Source organism: Streptomyces sp. NPDC059909 (assembly GCF_042730885.1).
In the GTDB taxonomy this organism is placed as follows: domain Bacteria; phylum Actinomycetota; class Actinomycetes; order Streptomycetales; family Streptomycetaceae; genus Streptomyces.
In genome coordinates this window covers 24,705-43,575 of sequence record NZ_JBHWKX010000012.1, presented here as the reverse complement: position 1 = coordinate 43,575, position 18,871 = coordinate 24,705, and the positions used below count along the sequence as shown (strand labels likewise).

The window sequence follows — 18,871 nt, the reverse complement described above, 5'->3', positions numbered from 1 at the left end:
CACCTCAGCGCACCGCCGACCAGTCGCCCCCCGGGATCACCGTCCCGTGTGCCCGCAGCCCGGCGGCCACCCTCTCCGCCGCCACGTACACCCACGCCCGCACCGCGCCCTTCGCCGTGTGGACGTCGCGCTCGACCCGGACGTACAGGTTCCGCGGGTCTCCCGGCCCGACGTACTCCTCCAGGTGGTCCAGTACCGCTGTCAGCTCCCGGTAGTGCCCCGGCGCCGCCGTGACGAGCTCGCCGGTGACGGTGCCGTCGCCGCCCTCGACGGCGTACGGGTACCCGGGCCCCTCGTACAGCAGCGCACCCCGCAGCACGGCGGGCTCCTCCGAAGAGGTGCGGCCGCGCAGGAAGAGGTCGTGGTTGTGCTCGCCCGCGCGCAGCGTGCCGTAGACGAAGAACGGCAACTGCCCGCCCGCCGGCTCCCTCACGCCCCCTCCGGTGATGTCGGTGCGGTCGTCTCCGCCTCGATCCACTCCAGGTACGCGGCACTCCCCCGCACCACCGGCGTGGCGATGATCTCCGGGGTCTCGTAGTCGTGCCGGTCCCGGAGATGCGCCTCGAGCGCGTCGTAGCGGGCCTCCGTCGTCTTGAAGAGGATCTGCCACTCCTCACTCGTCTCGATGGCGTTCTGCCAGCGGTAGACGGACGTGACGGGCGCGGAGATCTGCGCGCAGGCGGCCAGCCGCGCCTCCACCGCGCCGCGCGCCAGCTCCTCGGCCTTCGCCGCGCTGTCGGTGGTGGTCAGGACCGTCAGGGCCCGGGTCATCAGGGTCACGAGCAACTCCTCTCTGTGAATGTCAACAACGCTCGTGATCAATACACCTGGGCGACCGGCTCCGTCTCGGGGGCGGCCCGGCGGAACAGGGCCGTCCAGAGGAAGGGCTCGCCGAAGTGCGGGGACTCGTCTTGTTCGTCGTGCATGCGGCGCAGTTCGACCTCCGTCAGGTCGGAGAAGATCCGGCGCAAGGACTCCGCCGTGTAGGCGAGTCCGCCGTGGAGGCGGGACTCGCGGTAGAAGTCGGAGTCGGGGAGTTCGGAGCCCATCGCGCCGGCCGCGAAGCAGGTCAGGGCGAAGTGGCCGCCGGGCGCGAGGACCCGCTCGATGAGGGCGAGGTAGCTGATGCGGCGGTGCGGCGGCAGATGGTGGAAGCAGCCGGAGTCGTAGATCAGGTCGTACGGACCGCAGAGTTCGGCCGCGGTCAGCTCGAAGGCGTCGCCGCAGTGGAAGCGGACGCCGTCGGCCCCCGCCTCGCGCGCCCGGTCGCCGGCCCAGGCGATGGCCGCCGGGGAGAGGTCGACGGCGTCCACGTCGAAGCCGAGGGAGGCGAGGTGGAGCGCGTTGCGGCCCGGGCCGCAGCCCAGGTCGAGGGCGCGGCCCGGGGTGATCAGGCTGCGCTCCGCGTACGAGGCCAGGTTCTCGTCCGGCTTCGCCACGAAGAACGGCACCGGCTTGGAACGGTCCGCGTAGAAGCCGTCCCACCAGGAGGCCGCGCCTGCGGTCCAGCGGTCGGCCTCCGGCGCGAACAAGCCGTCCAGGAGCCTCAGTACGTCGTCTACCGTGCGTATGTCGCGGTTCATCCAAGTCCCCTCTTCCCGATGGGGAGATGGTAGGTCCGCGTGACACGAAAGCCCAGCTCAGGAGGGGTTGGCGGGGGTGCGCCGGCGGGCGTCGGCAGGCGCCTGAGGGCGTGGTGGGAGGGCGGGAATCCCGGCACCCGCACGTGCCGGGACATGACCCTCCAGGCACCCTTCGAAGGCCGTCCCGGGGGCGTTCCCGCCTCCTCCGAGGCGACTTTCCGGAGGTCCTCAGCCCGCGTAGGGGTGCCGGGTCCTGGCGTCCCGCAGTGCGGTGCCCCACCAGGCGAGCTGGTCGAGCATCGTCTTCGCGGCCGCGTCGGGTCCGGTGGGGTCCTTGTGGCGTCCTTCGTCGTCGAAGTGGATGCGGGCGTTGTGGAAGGAGACGGTGTCGCGGACGGTGACGGCGTGCATCTCGGCGAAGACCTGCCGCAGTTGTTCCACCGCGCGCAGTCCGCCCGACATGCCGCCGTACGAGACGAAGCCGACGGGCTTGGCCTGCCACTGGGTGTAGTGCCAGTCGACGAGGTTCTTGAGGGCCGCGGGGAAGGAGTGGTTGTACTCGGGGGTGACCACGATGAAGGCGTCCGCGTCGGCGAGCCGGGGCGTGACCTTCGCGAGTTCGGCCTTGACGCGGTCGTCGGGGGCGTACGACAAGGACGTGGGCAGATCGACGTCGGCGAGGTCGACGACCTCGACGGTGAAGTCGTCGCGATCGGCGGCCCGGGACAGGAACCAGTCGGCGACGACGGGGCCGAAGCGGCCTTCGCGGTTGCTGCCGATGACGACGGCGAGCCCGAGGGGCCCGGCCGGGACGGTCTGCGCAGGTGTGGTGAGGTCCATGCCCCGAGCCTGGTACTTAAACCATGGTTGAGGTCAAGCGCTACGCTGGAGGGCATGACCCATCTCGCCTGGGACGCCAAGGAAGCCACCATCGGTGAGCTGGCGGAGCGCAGCGGCGTCGCCCCCTCCGCGCTGCGCTTCTACGAACGCGAGGGGCTGATCAGGAGCCGCCGCACGACCGGCAACCAGCGGCGCTACGGCCGGGACACGCTGCGCCGCGTCGCGTTCATCCGGACCTCGCAGCGGCTCGGCATCCCGCTCGCCACGATCCGCGAGGTGCTCGGGCTGCTGCCGGAGGACCGTACGCCCACGCGGGAGGACTGGGCGCGGATCTCGGAGTGCTGGCGCGACGACCTCGATCTGCGGATCCGTACGCTCCAGCGGCTCCGGGACAACCTCACCGAGTGCATCGGCTGCGGCTGTCTCTCGCTGGACCGGTGCGTCCTGTCCAACCCGGGCGACGAGCTGTCGTCGCACGGTCCGGGGCCGCGCCGCCTGATCGAGGACTGATCGCCGCCGCTGTTCCGTCGCGCCGCCACCGCCGCTCCGTCGCGCCGGTTCCGCGGCTCCACAGCACCGTCTCCGGCCCTTCCGCCTTACGGGCCGCCGATCCCGCCTACCGTTGGGCACATGACTCCGACCGGCCCATACATCGAGATCGACGGACGCCCGGCCACCGAGGCGGACCCCGCCGGGCTTTCCGTGCTCCAGAGCGGCTACGGCCACTTCACCGCGATGCAGGTGCGCGAGGGGCGGGTGCGTGGGCTCGCGCTGCATCTGGAGCGGCTGGACGGCGCGACGCGGGAGCTGTTCGAGAGGGAGCTGGACGGGGACCGCGTCCGTGCGCTCGTACGTCAGGCCCTCGCCGCGACCGGCCGGCGCGACGCCTCCGTGCGTGTCTACGTCTACGAGACGGCCGTCGCGGTGACCGTCCGCGATCCGCAGACGATGGCCGAGACGCCGCGGAGCCTGATGTCGGTCCCGTACCAGCGGCCCGTCGCCCACATCAAGCACCTCGGCGGCTTCGCGCAGGGGTACTACAGGGAAGCGGCTGCCCGCGCGGGCTTCGACGAGGCCCTGCTGACCGGTCCCGGCGGCGTGATCTCGGAGGGCGCCATCACCAATGTGGCCTTCTGGGACGGCGCTTCGGTGGTCTGGCCGGACGCGCCCGCGCTGCGCGGGATCACGATGGCGCTGCTGGAGCCGCGGCTGCCGTCGGTGCGGCGCGAGGTGCGGCTGGCGGACCTCCCGTCGTACGAAGCGGCCTTCCACATGAACTCGCAGGGTTTCGCGCCGGTGCGGCGGATCGACTCGACGGAGTTCGCGGTGGAGGAATCGCTGATGAAGCGGGTGCGGGAGGCGTTCGAAGGGGTCCCCTGGGACGCGATCTGACAGCCGCGCGACACGCGGGGCGACACGCCGCGACGCCACCTCGGGCCCGCCCGGCGTGTCGGCCGTCACCCTTTCGGCGCGGCCGCCCGTACGGCGCAGCCAATGGCCCAGCGCACCGGCCGTGACCTGCGGCGACGCCCCGCGGCAAGGGCGACACGCGGTGATGTGCGGGCGAATCTGATCGTCCATCAGCAGGCGTGGGCGGCGGGCTGGCCGTTACCTCGGAGATGAAGAGGACGCCATCGCTCCCGGAGGACGACATGCGCACCACTGCCCGCCCGCCGGCCGGCCTGTCCGGCCCCGTGCTGGCAGCCGCCGTCTGTCTCGGCGCGCTCGCCGCCGCCCCGTCGGCGTACGCGGACAGCTTCGAGCCCTTGGAGATCACGCCCTCGATCGTGTCGCCCGGCGCAACCGTCACCGTGAGCAGCGCCGCTTGCGGCAAGGACGGCCACGGCACGGGTGACGCCCAGTCGCTCGGCGCGGGTGGCTTCAAGGCGGCACCCGGAACCCACAAGGAGGTCGTGGTCGGCCGGTTCAAAGTGCCGAAGAACGCGAAGCCCGGCAACTACGGCATCGGCGTTCTGTGCGACAACGGCAAGGAGGCCACCGGGGACCTGGTCGTCCAGTCCCACGGGCAGCAGCCGACCGGCCATGTGAAGACGGGTACCGGCGGCAGCGTCGGGCCCGACACCACCCAGATCGCGGCGGGGGTGGCCGTTCTGGCCGCAGCCGCCGCCGGCGGGACCTGGCGCCTGCGCCGTCGGGCGAGCGGCGCGCAGGTGAGCTGACGAGGCTCGGCCTCCACCGTCCTCGTGACCGCCGTCCCCGCCCCCGTCATGCGTCCGGCTGACGGGGGCGGGGAACCATCTCCCGGTCCGGATCCGGAATCCGGACCGGCATCCGGAATCCGCGATCGAAGGACTTCTGATGCAGGACAGGAGCGCGAGCCGGGGCAGGCGAAAGGGAACGGGCTTGCTGCTGGTCGTCGCCGTGTGCGTCGGCACCTGGCTGGTCCAGAACGGCGCCCGGACGACCGTCACCCCGCCCGTGCCGTCCGCCGCCCAGGCCTTCGCCGCCGGTCAGCACACGGACGCGGCGGCCGACCCGCTGCCGCCGTCCGAGCCGGTCCGCTTCCGTATCCCCCGCATACGCGTGGACGCCCCGGTCATGCCGCTCGGCCTCTCCCCCGACGACAGCCTCGAGGTGCCGCCCGCGGGTAAGTCCAACCTGGCCGGCTGGTACCGGGGCGGCACGTCCCCGGGCGCGCGCGGCGCCGCGATCGTGGCCGGGCACGTCGACAACGACCGGGGCCCGGCGGTCTTCTACGACCTGGGCACGCTGCAGAGGGGCCACCGGATCGAGGTCCTCCGCAAGGACGGCCGCACCGCGGTGTTCACGGTCGACGCCGTCGAGGTGTACGAGAACGAGGACTTCCCGGACGGCAAGGTGTACGGCCCCGCGGACCGCGCCGAGCTCCGCGTGATCACCTGCGGCGGCGGCTTCGACAGCAGGTCCGGATACCGGGGGAACGTCGTGGCGTACGCGCATCTCATCGGTGTCCGCGAGCGGCGCGGCTGAGCGCGTCGGGCAACGCCTCCGCCAGTGCCCGATCCGAAGGACAGGCCCTAGCCGGACCACTGGTCGAAGGCGAGCTTCGCGACCAGGGAGAAGACGACCACCAGCAGCACCCGGCGGACGAACTCCGACCCGTTCCTGAGGGCCATCCGCGCGCCGACCATGCCGCCCGCCAGATTGAACACCGCCATCAGCACGGCCGGCTTCCACAGCACACTGCCCTGGTACGCGAACATCGCGAGCGCCCCGGCGTTGGTGCAGACGTTGACGATCTTTGCGGTCGCGGAGGCCGTGACCAGGTCCAGGTGGAGCACCGCGGTGAGCGCCAGCACCAGGAACGTGCCCGTGCCGGGGCCGAACAGCCCGTCGTAGAAGCCGATCCCGCCGCCGACGAGGACGATCGCGGTGACGATCCGCGCGCGGGTGACCGGGCCGCGGTCCTGGTCGGAGCCGAAGGACGGGCGCAGCATCACGAACGCCGCGACGGCCAGCAGCACCACCATGATCACCGGGCGGAGCACCTCGCTGCTGATGCCCGCCGCGAAGAAGGCCCCGGCCATGGAGCCGGCGAGGGCGGCGAGCCCGATCCGTACCGCGGTCTTCACCTGGACCGGAGCCTTGCGGACGTACGTCACCGCCGCACCCGTGGTGCCGACGATGGCCACTGCCTTGTTGGTGCCGAGGATGTGCGCGGCGGGCACGTGCGGCATCCCGAGCAGCAGCGCGGGCAGGAGCAGCAGCCCTCCGCCGCCGACCACCGCATCGATCCAGCCGGCCGCCGCGGCGGCGAGGCACAGGAAGACGAGCGTGGTCAGCGATATGTCGGGCATGCCCGCGACCCTACGGATCAGATGCGTGCGCCGTCCATCATTCCCGGGAGAGTTGAGCCACGTCTGAGGTTCCGCCGACGGGCAGCCGGTCGGGGGCGGGCGGGGCGCGGGACCCGCGGCGGGGCGGGCGGGACACACCGGCCCCCGCGCGAGTGCGCGACCAGGCAGCTACGCGAAGCTGAAGCACTCCCTATGGATGTGGCTCTCCGGCACCCCCGCCCGCACCAGCGCCGCCGTCGCCGCGTCCGTCATCCCGGGCGGCCCGCACAGATACACGTCGTGGTCGGCGAGTCCGGGCACGAGACTGCGCAGCGCCCGCGGAGCCGGCGGGTCGAAGGCAGGAACGGAAAAGGGCCTGTTCAGCGGGGTCGAGGAGATCCTTGAGGCGGCCTCGAGGAAGGCCTGACCACGGGTTAAAAGCCATGCGGACGACCGCACCCCTCACACATCGGCCGGCCGTGCGCTGAGGGCAGTGTTCCGCACGGGAAACAACCGGGATGCCATCGGGTAACACCCAGGCCACAGGCTGCGTACATGGATTCGAGGATCGTGGTGATCGGCGCCGGCCTGGCGGGCGCGCGGCTGGCGCGCCGACTGGCCCCGGCGAGCGATGTCACGCTGCTCGGCGAGGAGCCGCACACCCCCTACAACCGGGTGCTGCTCGCCGATGTCCTCGCCGGGCGGTACGCACCCGAGGTGATCGCCCTGCCGCCCGTGCACGGCGGCGGCGAGGTGCGGCGCGGGGTGCGGGCCGCCTCGATCGACCGGGTGCGGCGGGTGGTGCACTGCGCGGACGGCACATCGGTGGCATACGACCGGCTGGTCCTGGCGACCGGCTCGAACCCGGTGCTGCCGCCCCTGCGCGGCGTCGGCCGGGAACTGCCGGACGGCGTCCACCCGTTCCGCACCCTCGACGACTGTCTGGCCCTCGCGGCCGCGGCCCGCCCCGGCACCCGTGCCGTGGTCGTCGGCGGTGGCCTGCTCGGTGTCTCGGCGGCCCGGGCCCTGGCGGAGCGCGGCGCGGACGTGGTCATGGCCCACCAGGGCACCGACCTGATGGACCGCCACCTCGACCCGGCGGCGGGCGCCCTGGTCCGGCGGCATCTGGAGGACCTGGGCGTGGAGGTCCACACGGAGTGCCGCGTCCGGGGTCTGCGCCAGCACGACGGAGCGGTCACGGGCGTCGAACTCGCCGACGGCTTCGTCCTCGACGCGGAGTGCGTGGTCCTCGCCTGCGGGGTCCGTCCCCGCACCGGGCTCGCGGTGGACGCGGGCCTGGAGGTGCGCCAGGGGATCGTCGTCGACGACCTGCTGCGTACGTCGGACCCGTACATCCACGCCATCGGCGACTGCGCCGAACACGCGGGCACCGTCTACGGCCTGGCCACCGCGGCCGTGGAACAGGCCGACGTCCTGGCGGCGGTCCTGACCTCGGAGCTCGTCCCCGCGACGCCGACCGCCCCCAGTCCCGGCTCCGGCCGGTTCCCGTCGCCCGGTTCCGGGCACACGACCTTGGCCACGTCCGGCACCGGCTTCTCGGAGCCCGTCCGGCGTTCGAGGACGGACACACCGCCCCACCCGGCGGTACCAGGCCGCTCCGAAGCCCCTGCACCGACCCACCCGGCGGTACCGCCACTCCCCGACACCCCCACGCCCGACGGGCAGCCGGGCACCGGGCACGAGCCGGGAGCAACCCCGGGACCCGGGGCCCCGCAAGGCCCCCGCTACACCGGCACCCGCGCCCTCACCCGCCTCACCCTCTCCGGCGCCGGCACCTTCGACGTCGCCGCGTTCGGCGACCCGTCCCCGCAGCCCGGCGACGACGTCGTGCAACTGGCCGACGCCACCCGCGGCGCGTACCGCAAGGTCGTCGTCCGCGGAGACCGGCTCGTCGGCGGCGTACTCCTCGGGGATCTCGCCACCGTCGGCGCGCTCGCCCTGGCCTGGGAGGGCGACGACCCCCTTCCGGACGCACCACTGCTCCACCTGCTCACCACCGATGGAGGACTCTGAGATGACCACCCCCACGATCGTGCTCGTCGGCCACGGGATGGTCGGCCAGCGCTTCCTGGAGGCCCTCGCCGAGCAGGGCGTCACGCAGCGCGCGCGGGTCGTCGTGCTGTGCGAGGAGCCGCGGCCGGCGTACGACCGGGTCCAGCTCACCTCGTACTTCTCGGGCCGCACCCCGGACGAGCTCTCCCTCGTCGAGGACGGCTTCATGGACCGGCACGGCATCGAGCTCCATCTCGACGACCCGGCCGAGCGCATCGACCGCGCCGCCCGCACGGTCACGTCGCGCACCGGGCGGACGTTCACGTACGACACGCTCGTGCTCGCCACCGGCTCGTACCCGTTCGTGCCGCCCGTGCCCGGCCGGGACGCCGAGGGCTGCTTCGTGTACCGGACGATCGAGGACCTGCTCGCGATCGAGGAGTACGCGAAGACCTCCCGCACCGGAGTCGTGGTGGGCGGCGGGCTGCTCGGGCTGGAGGCGGCGGGCGCGCTCAAGGGCATCGGACTGGACACGCACATCGTGGAGTTCGCGCCCCGGCTGATGCCGGTGCAGGTCGACGACGGCGGCGGCGCGGCACTGCTGCGCACCATCGCGGGCATGGGGCTGACCGTGCACACGGGCGTCGGCACCCAGGAGATCGTCACCACCGACTCCGTCGTCACCGGCATGAAGCTCTCCGACGGCTCCACGCTCTCCACCGACCTCGTCGTCTTCTCGGCCGGGGTGCGCCCGCGTGACCAGCTCGCCCGCGACATGGGCCTGGCGGTCGGCGAGCGCGGCGGGATCGTGGTCGACGAACGGTGCCGTACGTCCGACCCGGACGTGTACGCGATCGGCGAGTGCGCGCTCGCGGCGGACGGCCGGGTGTACGGGCTGGTCGCGCCCGGCTACGAGATGGCGAGGACCGTCGCCGACGCCCTCGCCGGCGAGACCGCCGAAAGCTCCTTCACCGGTGCCGACATGTCGACGAAGCTGAAGCTCCTCGGTGTGGACGTGGCGTCGTTCGGCGACGCGCACGGCACGGCCGAGGGCTGCCTGGACGTCGTCTACTCCGACTCCCGCGCCGGCGTCTACAAGAAGCTGGTCGTCAGCCCGGAGGGCGCCCTGCTCGGCGGCGTCCTGGTCGGCGACGCCGACGCGTACGGGATGCTCCGCCCGCTCACCGGCTCCGTCCCGCCGGTCCCGCCCGAGCAGCTCGTGCTGCCCGCCGGCGCGGGCGCGCCCGTCGCGCTCGGCCCGTCCGCCCTCCCCGACGACGCCGTCATCTGCTCCTGCCACAACGTCACCAAGGGCGCGATCTGCGAGCACACCTCGCTCCCCGAGGTGAAGAAGTGCACCAAGGCCGGGACGGGCTGCGGCAGTTGCGTCAAGGTCATCGGCCAGTTGCTGCCGCAGTCCACGGACAAGGGACTGTGCGGCTGCTTCCCGTTCACCCGCAGTGAGCTGTACGAGATCATCCGCACCCTGCGTCTGACCTCGTACGCGGAACTGCTCGACTCCCACGGCCGCGAGGAGGCGCGCGGCGGCGACGGCTGCGAGGTCTGCAAGCCGGCTGTGGGCTCGATCCTGGCCAGCCTGGGCAACGGCTACATCCTCGACGGCGAGCAGGCCGCCCTGCAGGACACCAACGACCACTTCCTGGCGAACCTGCAGCGCAACGGCTCGTACTCGATCGTGCCCCGCATCCCCGGCGGTGAGATCACGCCCGACAAGCTGATCGTGATCGGGGAGGTGGCACGGGACTTCGGCCTCTACACGAAGATCACGGGCGGCCAGCGGATCGACATGTTCGGCGCCCGCGTGGAGCAGCTCCCGGCGATCTGGACGCGTCTGGTCGACGCGGGCTTCGAGTCGGGGCACGCGTACGGGAAGGCGCTGCGCACGGTCAAGTCCTGTGTGGGGCAGACCTGGTGCCGCTACGGCGTCCAGGACAGCGTCCGCATGGCCATCGACCTGGAGCTGCGCTACCGGGGCCTGCGCGCCCCGCACAAGCTGAAGTCGGCGGTCTCCGGCTGTGCCCGCGAATGCGCGGAGGCGCAGTCGAAGGACTTCGGCGTGATCGCCACCGCGAGCGGCTGGAACCTGTACGTCGGCGGCAACGGCGGCGCCACGCCCCGGCACGCGGACCTGCTCGCCCAGGACCTGTCGGACGCCGAACTCGTCCGCCTCATCGACCGTTTCCTGATGTTCTACATCCGCACGGCGGACCGGCTGGAGCGCACCTCGGTGTGGCTGGAGCGCCTGGAGGGCGGGCTCGATCACCTCAGGGACGTCGTCGTGCACGACTCGCTCGGACTGTGCGACGAGCTGGAGGCGCTCATGGCCGAGCACGTGGCCGGCTACCGCGACGAGTGGGCCGAGACCCTCGACGACCCGGACCGGCTGCGCCGCTTCGTGTCGTTCGTGAACGCGCCGGACGCGCCGGACCCGTCCGTGAAGTTCGTCCCCGAGCGGGACCAGATCAAGCCGGACCTGACCGTTCTGACCCTGGAAGGGACCCTGACGCGATGACGCTCCAACTCGAGCTGGCGGGAACCTGGTTCCCGGTCTGCGAGCTCTCCCGGCTCACCCCCGGCCGGGGCCTTGCGGCACTGCTTCCCGACGGCCGCCAGGCCGCTGTCTTCCTGGACCGCTCGGGCCGCCCGTACGCGATCGACAACCGCGACCCGTTCACCGGCGCCCAGGTGCTCTCCCGGGGGCTGCTGGGCTCCGTCTCGGGCCGGCCCTTCGTCGCGTCGCCGCTGCTGAAGCAGCGCTTCGACCTGGAGACGGGCCGGTGCCTGGACGACGACGAGGTGTCGGTGCGGGCGTATCCGATCCGGTGTACGGAACGGGTGGCCGCGTAAATGCCATGCGTCCGCGCGCCGGGCTCCGCTACGGTCGGCGCCCATGACGCCTCCCCGCATACGCCCTCCTTTCACGGCCGACGAGCGGACGCAGCTTCTGGGCTGGCTCGACATGCAGCGCGCGATCGTCCACTGGAAGTGCGAAGGCCTCTCCGAGGCGGACGCGCACCGGTCGGTGCTTCCGGACTCGCCGCTGATGACGATGGCGGGCATCGTCTCCCATCTGCGCTGGACCGAGCAGACCTGGTTCGAGGTGCTGTTCCTCGGCCGGCCCGCCGACGGGCCGCAGTTCGCCGAGCGGCGGGGTGACGGTCCCGAGGACGCCGACATGATGGTCGAGGACGTTCCGCTCGCGCAGCTCCTTGAGGAGTACGCGCGTCAGTGCGCGGTGTCGGACAAGATCATCGCGTCCCACTCCCTGGACGAGGTGGGCAAGCACCCGGACTTCGACTCCGCTGCCGCGTCGCTGCGCTGGATGCTCCTCCACATGGTCGAGGAGACCGCCCGGCACGCGGGGCACATGGACTCGATCCGGGAGCTGCTCGACGGCGAGAAGGGCTACTACTGACCCAGCAGGGCGCGGACGAGTTCCACCGGCCGGCTGAGGGCGACGAGGTGGCCGCCGGGGATCTCCTCGATGCCGAGGCCGAGGCGTTCGCGGACGACGCGGCGCTGGAAGCCGACCGGGAAGAACCGGTCGTCGCGACCCTGCAGGAAGCGGGTGGGGACGTCGGGCCACCGCTTCAGGGGCCAGGGCCGGCTGAACAGGGCGGCGGGCGGCCCGGCTTCGTCCGCCGACAGGGCCTCTTCGGTGATCTCGGGCGGCACGTCGTGGAAGAAGTCCGTCCGTACGTCGAAGCCGGCGTCCGCGCCGCGGCCCATGCGGGTCAGGAGGTCGGCCCTGGCCTCGGCGTGGCCGGTGGCGGCCCACCACTCCGCCGCCGACTCGCCCGGCGCCGGGACCATGGCGTTGAGCAGCACCAGCCGGTCCACCGGCACCCGTTCGCAGACCAGCGGCGCGATGAAGCCGGCCAGGGACTGGGCCACCAGGACGACTCCGGCCCCTGCGTCCGTCCCGGGCGCCCGCCCGCCGATCGCCTCGGCCACGGCGTCGGCGTGCTCGGCCAGGCCCGCCGAGTCCTGTGCCGGCAGGTCGACGGTGATCGCCTCATGGCCCCGGGCCCGCAGCTCGGGGACGACGCGATGCCAGTACCAGGCCCGGCCGTCGGCGCCGGGGATCAGCACGAAGGTGGACATGGTCACCGCTGGTCACTGCCCGGGGCCGCGGCGGGGAGGCGCCGGACGAAGTCGAGGACTCCCACCCAGGTGGGCCGCAGCGCGATGCGCGCCATGCGCACGCCCGGGACGTCGACCTCGGCGACGTTGCGCGCGCCCTGCTCGGGGCCGTAGTAGCGGCTGTGCGCCAGCGCGTACTCCGGCACGATCCCGTCCACCTCGGTGACCTCCACCGGCCCGCGCAGGAGCAGTACCTCGGGCGGCGGCCCAGGGGTGTCGATGGTGACGGCGACGGCGGGGCGGGCCCGCAGGGAGACGATCTTGTGGGCGCCGGCGAAGGTCGCGAAGACGAGTTCCTCGCCCGTCCAGTGGAACATCATCGGCATGACGCGCGGCGTCCCGTCCCGTGCCACGTAGGCGAAGCGGGCCAGCTCGGTGGAGGCGAGCAGGTGCCGGGCCATGTCGCTGTGGAGCAGTCGTACGTCGCCCTGCGGCAGGTCCGTCGGGCCGGTGCCGGCCATGTCAGCCTCCCTCGTCCCCCGCTCCCACAGATCCTAGGCCCGGGCCCCCGGCCTCGCCGGGTCCGGGAACACCGGAGGACCATCCGGGAACGCCGGAGGACCGAGGGACACCGGAGTGCGGGAACACCGCAGAACAGCGACACCCGAGTCCGGGGACACTGGAAGCGTGACGACCGGAGCGCATGGCGACTGGGCTCGCTACTGGCGGGACCCGGACCGCCCGCTGGAAGCCATGCACGCGCACTTCTCCGCGCACGTGTACGCGCGGCACAGCCACGACGCCTACTCCTTCGGCCTCACCGAGGCCGGCGCCCAGCAGTTCAGCTGCCGCGGCGGCGCGCACACCAGCGCCGCAGGGCTGCTGATGGCGTTCAACCCCGACGACCCGCACGACGGGCGGGCCGCGGCCGACCTCGGCTACCAGTACCGGATGGTGCACATCGGACCGCAGCTGGTGCGCGAGGTGCTCGCGGACGCGACCGGCGGGCGGGGGTCGATGCCGCTGTTCGCGGACCCGGTGCTGCACGATCCGGTGCTGCGCGGCACGCTGCTGCGGCTGCACACCGCACTGGCCGGCGGGGCGGATCCGCTCGTGCGGGACGAGCGGCTGACGGCCGCCGTGACGGCGATGGTGCGCCGCGGCGCCTCCGGGCCGGTCCGGGTCGCCGCCGATGCGCCGGGCGGTGCCCGCGCTCGCGCCGCGCGCCGGGCCCGCGACCTGCTGCGGGAGCGGTTCGGGGAGCAGGTCCCCGCGCAGGAGCTGGCCGGCGCTGCGGGGCTGAGCCGGTTCGCGCTGTACCGGGCGTTCCGCGCCGAGTACGGGATGACGCCGGGCGACTACCAGCGGCTGCTGCGGCTGCGGCGGGGCCGGGAGCTGCTGGCGGGCGGGGTGACGGCGGCACAGGCGGCGGCCGAGGCGGGGTTCGCGGACCAGTCGCACTTCCACCGGTGGTTCGTGCGGTACTACGGCGTGACGCCGGGGACGTATCAGCGCGCGGCACGGACTCGTTGATCGCCCCGCCCCGGACTCGGACCCGGACTCAACCATACGCATACGTACGGTCGGGCGTACGCTGGCGGGAACACGTCTACCGATGAGTACGGGACGAGTACGGACGAGTGGCGGAGGAGCACCGCATGCCGACGACGACCTCGAGGACGACCGGCTGGACGACGCAGGACATCCCGGACCAGAGCGGGCGCACCGCCGTGGTCACGGGGGCCAACAGCGGCATCGGACTCGTCACGGCCCGCGAACTGGCCCGCCGCGGCGCGCGGGTGGTCCTCGCGTGCCGCAGCGAGGCCCGCGGCAAGGAGGCCGAGACGCTCATCGAGCGGCAGGTGCCCGGCGCGGACGTGGAGTGCCGGCAGCTGGACCTGGCCGACCTCGCCTCCGTACGGCGGTTCGCGGAGTCGTACGAGCAGGACACGCTGGACCTGCTCGTCAACAACGCGGGCGTGATGGCGCTGCCGTACAGCACGACCGCCGACGGCTTCGAGACCCAGTTCGGGGTCAACCACCTGGGGCACTTCGCCCTCACCGGACTTCTGCTGCCCGCGCTGCTGAACACGCCGGGAGCCCGCGTCGTGACCGTCTCCAGCGGGATGCACGCGCTGGCCAACATCGACATGGGGGACCTCAACAGCGAGCGCCGCTACCGCCGCTGGGTGGCGTACGGGCGCTCGAAGTCGGCGAACCTGCTGTTCATCCACGAGCTGGCGCGGCGGCTGAAGGCCGCGGGCTCGGACGTCGTCGCCGCGGCCGCGCACCCGGGCTACGCGGCGACGAACCTCCAGACCGCGGGAGTCAGGATGGAGGGCCGACGGGTCGCCGAGCGGCTCGCCGAACTCGGCAACCGGGTCTTCGCCCAGTCCGCCGAGATGGGCGCGCTGCCCACCCTGTACGCCGCGACCGCGCCCGGTGTGCGGCCCGACTCGTTCACCGGGCCGCGCTTCCAGGGCTGGCGGGGCGCACCCGCCCCGTCCTGGCGGGCCAAGTGGACCCTGAACGACGTGGCCGGCGAGCGGCTCTGGGTGGCGTCCGAGCAGCTCACCGGTGTCACGTACGACGCGCTCAAGGGCTGACGCCCTACTGGCCCTCGACGGCCTTCGGGTCCATCCACGTGACCTCCCAGATGTGGTCGTCCGGGTCCTGGAAGGAGCGGAGGTACATGAAGCCGTAGTCCTGGGTCTCGTTGGCCGGCGACCCGCCGGCCTCGAGGGCCCCGTCGGCCAGCTCGTCGACCTTCTCCCGGCTCCCGGCGCTGAGCGCGATGATCACCTCGGTGGTGGCGGAGGCGTCCGCGACGTCCTTCCTGGTGAACTCCTTGAAGTGGGGCCCGGTGTGGAGCATGGCGAAAATGGTGTCGCTGAACACCAGACAGGCGGCGTTCTCGTCGGTGAACTGCGGGCTGAAGGAGTAGCCGAGCCTGGTCCAGAAGGTCTTCGACTTCTCGAGGTCCTTCACCGGCAGGTTCACGAAGATCATCTGGGGCATTTCGCGTTCTCTTCTCTCGTCGTCGTGCGTGGGGCGTCGCTTGTCGTGGGGTAGACCGACGAGCCGCCCGGAACTCATCGCTGCTCATCGCTCGCCTCATCACTCGGCCCGCGAGGTACCGTCGGTCCATGAGCGGTGCGGGCAGGAAGATCACCGAGAAGCTGTCGGGCGAGGCGCTGCGCACGTCCACCGGCAAGGACTGGGACGGCTGGTTCGCCCTGCTCGACGCCTGGGGAGCCACCGCGCACGGCCACACCGCCATCGCCCGGCATCTCGTCGAGACCCATGGCGTGCCCGGCTGGTACGCCCAGTCGATCATCGTCGGCTACGAGCAGGAGCGCGGCATGCGCGCCGTCGGCCAGGCCTGCGACGGCGACTGGCAGGCCTCGGGCAGCAAGACGGTCAACGCCCCCGCGGAGCGCGTCACCGACTGGTTCGTCGACGACGCCCTGCGCGCCCGCTGGCTCCCCGACGGCGAGTTCGCCCTCCGCACCCACCGCCCGGGCAGGTCCGTGACGGCGGACTGGGACGGCGGCACCAGCCGGATCTCGGTCTATCTGACGGCGAAGGGCGAGCAGAAGACCCAGATCGGCCTGGGCCACACCAAGCTGCCGGACGCCGACGCGGTGGCGGCGTACAAGGCGTTCTGGAAGGAACGCCTCGCGGACCTCAAGAAGCAACTGGAGAGCTGACCGCGCCGTCCGGGGCAACGAGCGGTCCGGGATCACCGAACGCACCCCGCGGTCCCACCCCGGCCAGGGGGACGGGAACGTCGCCACCCGAGATGAGCGGCGGCCGATGTGGTGATCGGCATGCGGTCGAGCCGGCACCTCCACCGGCCACGCCCCGGCAGCCCTCCCGGCCCGCTCCCCTGGCCCACCGGACGTTTCCGCTTCATCGTTCGTTGAGGCCCTGTCAATTCCGTACTCCTAGGGTCCGTTGGCGCGCGGCCCCGCTCGCCGGCCGGCGGGCGGGACGGTCACGACACCCCTGGAGTGACAGTGGAACGACGCAGCTTCCTACGCGGTGCGGTCATCGGCGGCACGGCCGCCGCCTTCGGCGGAACGCTGATGCAGGGGGCGGCCTACGCGGCCCCGGCGCAGCCGGGCCCGAGCCCCTACGGGCCGCTCGGCGCGGCGGACGCGAACGGCATCATGCTGCCCAGCGGCTTCACCAGCCGAGTGATCGCCCGCTCCGGTCAGACGGTGTCCGGCAGCTCCTACACCTGGCACAACGCCCCTGACGGCGGCGCCTGTTTCGCCGACGGCACGGGCTGGATCTATGTGTCCAACTCGGAGATCAACCCCGGCGGCGGCGCCAGTGCCGTGAAGTTCAACTCGTCCGGCACCGTCACCGGTGCCTACCGCATCCTGTCCAACACCCGGCAGAACTGTGCCGGCGGCGCCACTCCGTGGAACACCTGGCTGTCGTGCGAGGAGGTCAGCCTCGGCTACGTCTACGAGACCAACCCGTGGGGCGGCACCGCCACGCGCCGCGACGCCATGGGCAGGTTCAAGCACGAGGCGGCGGCCGCCGACCCGGTGCGGCAGGTGATCTACCTGACCGAGGACGAGTCCAACGGCTGCTTCTACCGGTTCATCCCCACCACCTGGGGCAACCTCTCCTCCGGCACCCTGCAGGTGATGGTCGCCGGGACCGGCACCTCCGGCTCGTTCACCTGGCAGAACGTGCCCGATCCGGACGGCTCCCCGACGGCGACCCGCAGCCAGGTCTCCGGCTCGAAGAAGTTCAACGGCGGCGAGGGCTGCCACTACGCCAACAACACCGTCTGGTTCACGACCAAGGGCGACAACCGCGTCTGGCAGCTCAACCTCTCCAACAGCACCTACGAACTGGCCTACGACGACTCCCTGGTCCCCGGTGGCGGTGCCCCGCTGACCGGCGTGGACAACATCACCGGCGCCTCCTCCGGTGACCTGTACGTCGCCGAGGACGGCGGCAACATGGAGATCTGCATCATCACCCCGGACGACGTCGTCGCGCCGTTCCTGCGGATCACCGGCCAGTCCGGCTCCGAGATCACCGGACCGGCCTTCTCCCCGAACGGGCAGCGGCTGTACTTCTCCAGCCAGCGCGGCACGAGCGGCAGTTCGTCGGGCGGCATCACCTACGAGGTGACGGGGCCGTTCCGCGCATAAGCGCCACGGGCTCCCGGTCCCGCTGGGCGCCGCCCCTGAGCAGGGCGGTGCCCAGCGGGGTCATCGTGTGCAGCACGGCGTTGCCGTTCCGCAGGGTGACCACAAGACCGGCCTCCCGCAGGACGCAGGCGTGCTGGCTGGCGGAGGCCAGCGACACCCCGGCCCTGCGGGCGAGTTCGCTCGTCGTACAGCCGTTGCCTATCGACCGCAGGACCGCCGAGCGGGTGTGGCCGACGAGCCGTCCGAGCGAGACCTGGTCGCGCTCGGCGTCGGCGGCCGGCGGGGCGCCCGTGTGCGTGACGGGATAGACCAGCACGGGCGGCAGCTCCGGGTCCCGCCGCACGACCGGCGTGCCGCGGCAGAAGTACGACGGCTGCAGCAGCAGCCCGCGCCCCTCCAGACGGACGTCCCGGTCGACGGGGTAGTCCGCCTCCAGGACCGGCGCACGCCAGCGCAGCATCGGCGGCAGCGAGTCGAGCAGTTCGTCCGCCCCGCCGTCGAGCAGCGCCCGGCCGCGGGCCGCCCGGTCGGCCTCCACCGCGGCCTGGATCTGCGTCCAGTACGGCTCCACGGCGGCCCGGTGGTAGCTGCGCAGGGCACCGACGAGCCGTGCCATCGGCTCGGCCGCCCCCTCGTCGAGCCCGGCGAGCCGGCCCGGCAGCCCGGGGTGCGGGCTGTCGGCGGCGAGCAGCGCGAGCTCGGCGCGCAGCCGCCGCGCGGGTGTCGTACGCACCGCTTCGAGGCCCTCGTCGAGGCCGTCGAGTCCCTCGGGCGGGGTCAGAAAGTCCGGGAAATAGCCGCGCGGCGGCACCAGCGCGGCCAGCAGGCGTGTTTCACCGTTCAACCGGGCGCGGGTTTCCGTGCGCCATTCCCCGTAGACCGTGGCACCGCGCCGGTCCCGTAAACGGTGAAAACTGAGAATGGTCTCCCACAAAACGTCCGGTCTTGCCGCCATCCGTACCCTCGCAAGGTCCTCGCCGGTGAAATGGATACGCAGCACGGAACCCCCACTGTTGCATCCGCAATCGTCCCGGTCCCTGAGTATGCACGCAATCACAGGCCGTCACCACGGAGTTTCAGCCACAGTTGAAACGCAGTGCGGAGGACCACAGCGAACCGAAAAGCTGTACGACGTCGGGCACGAAACCTTCGGGTACCGAGGGGCGAGGTAAAGACCGTGGGGGGCTTTCCACGCCCGGCGGCGGTCGGCGGAGGTTGCGGCTCCGTGTCCGGCATCGGTAATGGGGCGGGGGCGGGGGGGGGGGGGGGAGCCGGGGGGGGTCGGGAAGCCTGCCCTCCCGGGGGAGACCCGCTCCCCCCCCCCCGAGCCGCGGGGAGTCCTCAGAGGGATAACGGTCGAACATGTAGGCCATCCGTG

22 protein-coding genes are annotated in these 18,871 nt (G+C 72.4%); 12 read left to right on the top strand and 10 right to left on the bottom strand.

What is annotated here, in order from left to right:
- Positions 1 to 4: 4 nt before the first annotated feature.
- The 4 genes from ACFV9O_RS11325 to ACFV9O_RS11310 form a co-directional block, all read right to left on the bottom strand.
- On the bottom strand, positions 5 to 433 hold the full coding sequence (locus ACFV9O_RS11325) for a gamma-glutamylcyclotransferase (protein ID WP_385415461.1): 429 nt from the start codon (positions 431 to 433) through the stop codon (positions 5 to 7).
- Positions 430 to 771 carry a divalent-cation tolerance protein CutA gene (gene cutA / locus ACFV9O_RS11320; protein ID WP_385415706.1) on the bottom strand — a complete coding sequence of 114 codons (342 nt, stop codon included), beginning with the start codon at positions 769 to 771 and terminating at the stop codon, positions 430 to 432. Before cutA ends, ACFV9O_RS11325 begins: the two co-directional genes overlap by 4 nt.
- 47 nt (positions 772 to 818) lie before the next feature.
- Positions 819 to 1,583 (bottom strand): class I SAM-dependent methyltransferase, encoded by a 765-nt coding sequence (locus ACFV9O_RS11315; RefSeq protein ID WP_385415459.1) that lies wholly within the window; start codon positions 1,581 to 1,583, stop codon positions 819 to 821.
- A 228-nt stretch (positions 1,584 to 1,811) separates the two neighbouring features.
- A complete protein-coding gene (locus ACFV9O_RS11310; protein WP_385415456.1) occupies positions 1,812 to 2,423 on the bottom strand; it encodes an NADPH-dependent FMN reductase in 612 nt (203 codons plus the stop codon).
- A 54-nt stretch (positions 2,424 to 2,477) separates the two neighbouring features.
- Between ACFV9O_RS11310 and soxR the strand changes: the two genes are divergently transcribed.
- The 4 genes from soxR (at position 2,478) to ACFV9O_RS11290 (ending at position 5,393) form a co-directional block, all read left to right on the top strand.
- Positions 2,478 to 2,933, top strand: coding sequence for a redox-sensitive transcriptional activator SoxR (gene soxR, locus ACFV9O_RS11305; protein ID WP_385415453.1), 456 nt, complete (start codon positions 2,478 to 2,480; stop codon positions 2,931 to 2,933).
- A 120-nt stretch (positions 2,934 to 3,053) separates the two neighbouring features.
- Positions 3,054 to 3,815 (top strand): aminotransferase class IV, encoded by a 762-nt coding sequence (locus ACFV9O_RS11300; protein WP_385415450.1) that lies wholly within the window; start codon positions 3,054 to 3,056, stop codon positions 3,813 to 3,815.
- A gap of 260 nt (positions 3,816 to 4,075) precedes the next feature.
- On the top strand, positions 4,076 to 4,603 hold the full coding sequence (locus ACFV9O_RS11295; RefSeq protein ID WP_385415447.1) for a hypothetical protein: 528 nt from the start codon (positions 4,076 to 4,078) through the stop codon (positions 4,601 to 4,603).
- Between the two features lie 139 nt (positions 4,604 to 4,742).
- Positions 4,743 to 5,393: a class F sortase gene (locus ACFV9O_RS11290; protein ID WP_385415446.1), complete on the top strand. Its 651-nt coding sequence runs from the start codon at positions 4,743 to 4,745 to the stop codon at positions 5,391 to 5,393.
- A gap of 47 nt (positions 5,394 to 5,440) precedes the next feature.
- Here ACFV9O_RS11290 and ACFV9O_RS11285 read toward each other — a convergent pair whose 3' ends face one another.
- Both ACFV9O_RS11285 and ACFV9O_RS11280 read right to left on the bottom strand, forming a co-directional pair.
- The gene (locus ACFV9O_RS11285) at positions 5,441 to 6,220 is read right to left on the bottom strand and encodes a sulfite exporter TauE/SafE family protein (protein ID WP_385415444.1); all 780 of its coding nucleotides are present in this window, start codon (positions 6,218 to 6,220) and stop codon (positions 5,441 to 5,443) included.
- Between the two features lie 168 nt (positions 6,221 to 6,388).
- Positions 6,389 to 6,520 (bottom strand): hypothetical protein, encoded by a 132-nt coding sequence (locus ACFV9O_RS11280; protein ID WP_385415441.1) that lies wholly within the window; start codon positions 6,518 to 6,520, stop codon positions 6,389 to 6,391.
- Between the two features lie 234 nt (positions 6,521 to 6,754).
- Here ACFV9O_RS11280 and ACFV9O_RS11275 point away from each other — a divergent pair, with 234 nt between their 5' ends.
- From ACFV9O_RS11275 to ACFV9O_RS11260, 4 genes are read left to right on the top strand one after another with little or no spacing between them, the layout of a single operon-like run.
- Positions 6,755 to 8,233, top strand: a complete 1,479-nt coding sequence (locus ACFV9O_RS11275; protein ID WP_385415439.1) for an FAD-dependent oxidoreductase — start codon at positions 6,755 to 6,757, stop codon at positions 8,231 to 8,233.
- Position 8,234: 1 nt separating this feature from the next.
- Positions 8,235 to 10,745, top strand: coding sequence for a nitrite reductase large subunit NirB (nirB, locus tag ACFV9O_RS11270; RefSeq protein WP_385415437.1), 2,511 nt, complete (start codon positions 8,235 to 8,237; stop codon positions 10,743 to 10,745).
- Positions 10,742 to 11,080, top strand: coding sequence for a nitrite reductase small subunit NirD (gene nirD, locus ACFV9O_RS11265; RefSeq protein ID WP_385415435.1), 339 nt, complete (start codon positions 10,742 to 10,744; stop codon positions 11,078 to 11,080). Before nirB ends, nirD begins: the two co-directional genes overlap by 4 nt.
- A 43-nt stretch (positions 11,081 to 11,123) precedes the next feature.
- Positions 11,124 to 11,648, top strand: coding sequence for a DinB family protein (locus ACFV9O_RS11260; RefSeq protein ID WP_385415433.1), 525 nt, complete (start codon positions 11,124 to 11,126; stop codon positions 11,646 to 11,648).
- Here ACFV9O_RS11260 and ACFV9O_RS11255 read toward each other — a convergent pair.
- Together ACFV9O_RS11255 and ACFV9O_RS11250 are read right to left on the bottom strand one after the other, a co-directional pair.
- Complete coding sequence (locus ACFV9O_RS11255; protein WP_385415703.1) at positions 11,642 to 12,337, bottom strand: alpha/beta fold hydrolase; 696 nt, start codon at positions 12,335 to 12,337, stop codon at positions 11,642 to 11,644. The genes ACFV9O_RS11260 and ACFV9O_RS11255 overlap by 7 nt on opposite strands.
- Before the next feature lie 2 nt (positions 12,338 to 12,339).
- Entirely contained in the window at positions 12,340 to 12,837 is a 498-nt protein-coding gene (locus ACFV9O_RS11250; protein WP_385415431.1) for a pyridoxamine 5'-phosphate oxidase family protein, read from the bottom strand.
- Between the two features lie 232 nt (positions 12,838 to 13,069).
- Between ACFV9O_RS11250 and ACFV9O_RS11245 the strand changes: the two genes are divergently transcribed.
- The gene (locus ACFV9O_RS11245; protein WP_385415700.1) at positions 13,070 to 13,849 is read left to right on the top strand and encodes an AraC family transcriptional regulator; all 780 of its coding nucleotides are present in this window, start codon (positions 13,070 to 13,072) and stop codon (positions 13,847 to 13,849) included.
- Between the two features lie 125 nt (positions 13,850 to 13,974).
- Positions 13,975 to 14,922, top strand: a complete 948-nt coding sequence (locus tag ACFV9O_RS11240; protein ID WP_385415428.1) for an oxidoreductase — start codon at positions 13,975 to 13,977, stop codon at positions 14,920 to 14,922.
- A 4-nt stretch (positions 14,923 to 14,926) separates the two neighbouring features.
- On the opposite strand, the gene ACFV9O_RS11235 is transcribed toward ACFV9O_RS11240, so the two are convergent.
- Positions 14,927 to 15,334: a VOC family protein gene (locus ACFV9O_RS11235; RefSeq protein WP_385415426.1), complete on the bottom strand. Its 408-nt coding sequence runs from the start codon at positions 15,332 to 15,334 to the stop codon at positions 14,927 to 14,929.
- A 128-nt stretch (positions 15,335 to 15,462) separates the two neighbouring features.
- Between ACFV9O_RS11235 and ACFV9O_RS11230 the strand changes: the two genes are divergently transcribed.
- Complete coding sequence (locus ACFV9O_RS11230) at positions 15,463 to 16,026, top strand: hypothetical protein (RefSeq protein ID WP_385415424.1); 564 nt, start codon at positions 15,463 to 15,465, stop codon at positions 16,024 to 16,026.
- 309 nt (positions 16,027 to 16,335) lie between these two features.
- Complete coding sequence (locus tag ACFV9O_RS11225) at positions 16,336 to 17,493, top strand: alkaline phosphatase PhoX (protein ID WP_385415422.1); 1,158 nt, start codon at positions 16,336 to 16,338, stop codon at positions 17,491 to 17,493.
- Here the strand turns inward: ACFV9O_RS11225 and ACFV9O_RS11220 are convergent.
- Positions 17,459 to 18,493 carry an ArsR/SmtB family transcription factor gene (locus ACFV9O_RS11220; RefSeq protein WP_385415419.1) on the bottom strand — a complete coding sequence of 345 codons (1,035 nt, stop codon included), beginning with the start codon at positions 18,491 to 18,493 and terminating at the stop codon, positions 17,459 to 17,461. The genes ACFV9O_RS11225 and ACFV9O_RS11220 overlap by 35 nt on opposite strands.
- Between the last annotated feature and the right edge of the window lie 378 nt (positions 18,494 to 18,871).

Coding starts and splice junctions, on each gene's coding strand:
- ACFV9O_RS11300 (WP_385415450.1), top strand. CDS start 3,054: ATGACTCCGACCGGCCCATACATCGAGATCGACGGACGCCCGGCCACC.
- ACFV9O_RS11295 (WP_385415447.1), top strand. CDS start 4,076: ATGCGCACCACTGCCCGCCCGCCGGCCGGCCTGTCCGGCCCCGTGCTG.
- ACFV9O_RS11290 (WP_385415446.1), top strand. CDS start 4,743: ATGCAGGACAGGAGCGCGAGCCGGGGCAGGCGAAAGGGAACGGGCTTG.
- ACFV9O_RS11275 (WP_385415439.1), top strand. CDS start 6,755: ATGGATTCGAGGATCGTGGTGATCGGCGCCGGCCTGGCGGGCGCGCGG.
- ACFV9O_RS11315 (WP_385415459.1), bottom strand. CDS start 1,583: ATGAACCGCGACATACGCACGGTAGACGACGTACTGAGGCTCCTGGAC.
- ACFV9O_RS11250 (WP_385415431.1), bottom strand. CDS start 12,837: ATGGCCGGCACCGGCCCGACGGACCTGCCGCAGGGCGACGTACGACTG.
- soxR (WP_385415453.1), top strand. CDS start 2,478: ATGACCCATCTCGCCTGGGACGCCAAGGAAGCCACCATCGGTGAGCTG.
- ACFV9O_RS11285 (WP_385415444.1), bottom strand. CDS start 6,220: ATGCCCGACATATCGCTGACCACGCTCGTCTTCCTGTGCCTCGCCGCC.
- ACFV9O_RS11260 (WP_385415433.1), top strand. CDS start 11,124: ATGACGCCTCCCCGCATACGCCCTCCTTTCACGGCCGACGAGCGGACG.
- ACFV9O_RS11235 (WP_385415426.1), bottom strand. CDS start 15,334: ATGCCCCAGATGATCTTCGTGAACCTGCCGGTGAAGGACCTCGAGAAG.
- ACFV9O_RS11255 (WP_385415703.1), bottom strand. CDS start 12,337: ATGTCCACCTTCGTGCTGATCCCCGGCGCCGACGGCCGGGCCTGGTAC.
- ACFV9O_RS11310 (WP_385415456.1), bottom strand. CDS start 2,423: ATGGACCTCACCACACCTGCGCAGACCGTCCCGGCCGGGCCCCTCGGG.
- ACFV9O_RS11240 (WP_385415428.1), top strand. CDS start 13,975: ATGCCGACGACGACCTCGAGGACGACCGGCTGGACGACGCAGGACATC.
- cutA (WP_385415706.1), bottom strand. CDS start 771: ATGACCCGGGCCCTGACGGTCCTGACCACCACCGACAGCGCGGCGAAG.
- nirD (WP_385415435.1), top strand. CDS start 10,742: ATGACGCTCCAACTCGAGCTGGCGGGAACCTGGTTCCCGGTCTGCGAG.
- ACFV9O_RS11230 (WP_385415424.1), top strand. CDS start 15,463: ATGAGCGGTGCGGGCAGGAAGATCACCGAGAAGCTGTCGGGCGAGGCG.
- nirB (WP_385415437.1), top strand. CDS start 8,235: ATGACCACCCCCACGATCGTGCTCGTCGGCCACGGGATGGTCGGCCAG.
- ACFV9O_RS11245 (WP_385415700.1), top strand. CDS start 13,070: ATGCACGCGCACTTCTCCGCGCACGTGTACGCGCGGCACAGCCACGAC.